The sequence below is a fragment of the Cellulomonas fulva genome (genome assembly GCF_018531375.1).
Lineage (GTDB): Bacteria > Actinomycetota > Actinomycetes > Actinomycetales > Cellulomonadaceae > Cellulomonas > Cellulomonas fulva.
In genome coordinates this window covers 1,752-5,022 of record NZ_JAHBOH010000003.1, presented here as the reverse complement: position 1 = coordinate 5,022, position 3,271 = coordinate 1,752, and the positions used below count along the sequence as shown (strand labels likewise).

Annotated in this window: 1 rRNA gene; it reads right to left on the bottom strand. The window is 58.0% G+C overall.

Annotated features, from left to right (window positions below):
• Nucleotides 1-7 precede the first annotated feature (7 nt).
• Nucleotides 8-3,116: ribosomal RNA gene (locus KIN34_RS16530) — 23S ribosomal RNA — on the bottom strand.
• Nucleotides 3,117-3,271: the final 155 nt, after the last annotated feature.

The following is a 3,271-nucleotide window of genomic DNA, read 5'->3' as shown; positions in this document are numbered from 1 at the left end:
AATGATTGTGGTGAAGTTGTCGGCTGATTAGTACCGGTCAGCTGCGGCAGTCTTGAGTCCTGCCTTCCACATCCGGCCTATCGACCCAGTGTTCTCGCTGGGAGCCTCTCGCCCCGAAGGGCGTGGAAACCTCATCTTGAAGCCGGCTTCCCGCTTAGATGCTTTCAGCGGTTATCCGTTCCGAACGTAGCCAACCAGCCGTGCTCCTGGCGGAACAACTGGCACACCAGAGGTTCGTCCGTCCCGGTCCTCTCGTACTAGGGACAGCCCTTCTCAAGTTTCCTGCGCGCGCAGCGGATAGGGACCGAACTGTCTCACGACGTTCTAAACCCAGCTCGCGTACCGCTTTAATGGGCGAACAGCCCAACCCTTGGGACCTACTCCAGCCCCAGGATGCGACGAGCCGACATCGAGGTGCCAAACCATGCCGTCGATATGGACTCTTGGGCAAGATCAGCCTGTTATCCCCGGGGTACCTTTTATCCGTTGAGCGACGGCGCTTCCACAAGCCACCGCCGGATCACTAGTTCCGACTTTCGTCCCTGCTCGACATGTCTGTCTCACAGTCAAGCTCCCTTGTGCACTTGCACTCGCCACCTGATTGCCAACCAGGCTGAGGGAACCTTTGAGCGCCTCCGTTACATTTTAGGAGGCAACCGCCCCAGTTAAACTACCCACCAGGCACTGTCCCTGGTCCGGATCACGGACCGAGGTTAGATGTCCAGAGCGACCAGAGTGGTATTTCAACGTTGACTCCACCGACACTGGCGTGCCGGCTTCACAGTCTCCCACCTATCCTACACAAGCCGCACCGAACACCAATACCAAGCTATAGTAAAGGTCCCGGGGTCTTTCCGTCCTGCTGCGCGTAACGAGCATCTTTACTCGTAGTGCAATTTCGCCGAGTTCGCGGTTGAGACAGCGGAGAAGTCGTTACGCCATTCGTGCAGGTCGGAACTTACCCGACAAGGAATTTCGCTACCTTAGGATGGTTATAGTTACCACCGCCGTTTACTGGGGCTTAAATTCTGAGCTTCGCCTTGCGGCTGACCCGTCCTCTTAACCTTCCAGCACCGGGCAGGCGTCAGTCCGTATACATCGTCTTGCGACTTCGCACGGACCTGTGTTTTTAGTAAACAGTCGCTTCTCCCTGGTCTCTGCGGCCCTCCACGCTCCCCGGGCAAGCCGGTTCACGCTTCAGGCCCCCCTTCTCCCGAAGTTACGGGGGCATTTTGCCGAGTTCCTTAACCACGATTCGCTCGATCGCCTTGGTATTCTCTACCTGACCACCTGAGTCGGTTTGGGGTACGGGCGGCTAGGACCTCGCGTCGAGGCTTTTCTAGGCAGCATAGGATCACCAGATTCCCGCTAATGCGGTCACCATCAGCTCTCAGGCTGTGTGAGGTGCGGATTTGCCTACACCTCGCCCTACGACCTTGGACGTGGACTACCATCGCCACGCTTGGCTACCTTCCTGCGTCACCCCTGTTAATACGCTTACCTACTACCGGTTCGGGTCCCGTGCTCACCTGTGCGGTGCGGCCCGAAGGCCACGGTGCACAGGGTCGGACGGTTAGCATCACCGGGCTCGGTATGGGCGGTCCTTCGCCGGTACGGGAATATCAACCCGTTGTCCATCGACTACGCCTGTCGGCCTCGCCTTAGGTCCCGACTTACCCAGGGCGGATTAGCCTGGCCCTGGAACCCTTGGTCATTCGGCGGACGGGTTTCTCACCCGTCATTCGCTACTCATGCCTGCATTCTCACTCGTGTGGCGTCCACCGCTGGGTTACCCCGCGACTTCACTCGCCACACGACGCTCCCCTACCCATCCACACGACTGAACCACGAAGGCTTGTCTGATGTGTGAATGCCACAGCTTCGGCGGTGTGCTTGAGCCCCGCTACATTGTCGGCGCGGAATCACTTGACCAGTGAGCTATTACGCACTCTTTCAAGGGTGGCTGCTTCTAAGCCAACCTCCTGGTTGTCTGTGCAACTCCACATCCTTTCCCACTTAGCACACGCTTAGGGGCCTTAGCTGGTGGTCTGGGCTGTTTCCCTCTCGACTACGGAGCTTATCCCCCGCAGTCTCACTGCCACGCTCTGGCTTACCGGCATTCGGAGTTTGGCTAACGTCAGTAACCTGGTGGGGCCCATCGGCTATCCAGTAGCTCTACCTCCGGCAAGAAACGCGTGACGCTGCACCTAAATGCATTTCGGGGAGAACCAGCTATCACGAAGTTTGATTGGCCTTTCACCCCTAACCACAGGTCATCCCCCCGGTTTTCAACCCAGGTGGGTTCGGTCCTCCACGCGGTCTTACCCGCGCTTCAACCTGCCCATGGCTAGATCACTTCGCTTCGGGTCTAGAGCACGCGACTACAGACGCCCTATTCGGACTCGCTTTCGCTACGGCTTCCCCACACGGGTTAACCTCGCCACGTACCACTAACTCGCAGGCTCATTCTTCAAAAGGCACGCCGTCACCCCTGCTAGGGAGGCTCCGACGGATTGTAGGCACACGGTTTCAGGTACTATTTCACTCCCCTCCCGGGGTACTTTTCACCTTTCCCTCACGGTACTTGTCCGCTATCGGTCACTAGGTAGTATTTAGGCTTACACAGTGGTCTGTGCAGATTCACTCCAGGTTTCTCGGGCCCGGAGCTACTTGGGATCCCTCTCAGGAGGCCACGCCATTTCGTCTACGGGGGTACCACCCTCTGTGCCGGGCCTTTCAATGCCCTTCGACTATGACGCGACTTTCTGACTCCTTGCTGGAACGGCAGTCCCAACCAAGAGGTCCCACAACCCCGCATGCGCAACGCCTGCCGGCTTTGACACGCATACGGTTTGGCCTGATCCGCTTTCGCTCGCCACTACTCACGGAATATCTCTTCCTGCCGGTACTGAGATGTTTCACTTCCCGGCGTTCCCTCCACACACCCTATATATTCAGGTGCGGGTCACCACACATGACTGTGGCGGGGTTTCCCCATTCGGAGATCCTCGGATCACGGTTCGTTTGCCAACTCCCCGAGGCTTATCGCAGGCTACAACGTCCTTCTTCGGCTCCTAGTGCCAAGGCATCCACCCTGTGCCCTTATAAACTTGACCACAAAGACTTTCATTCAAAGATGCTCGCGTCCACTGTGCAGTTCTCAAGCAACGACCGGCACCGCCACACCCACCCGCGCCAACCAGCACCCGACCACAACAGCCGACTCCCAGCGGTACACGAGACAGTGACGACCCGAAGGCCACCCCCAGCC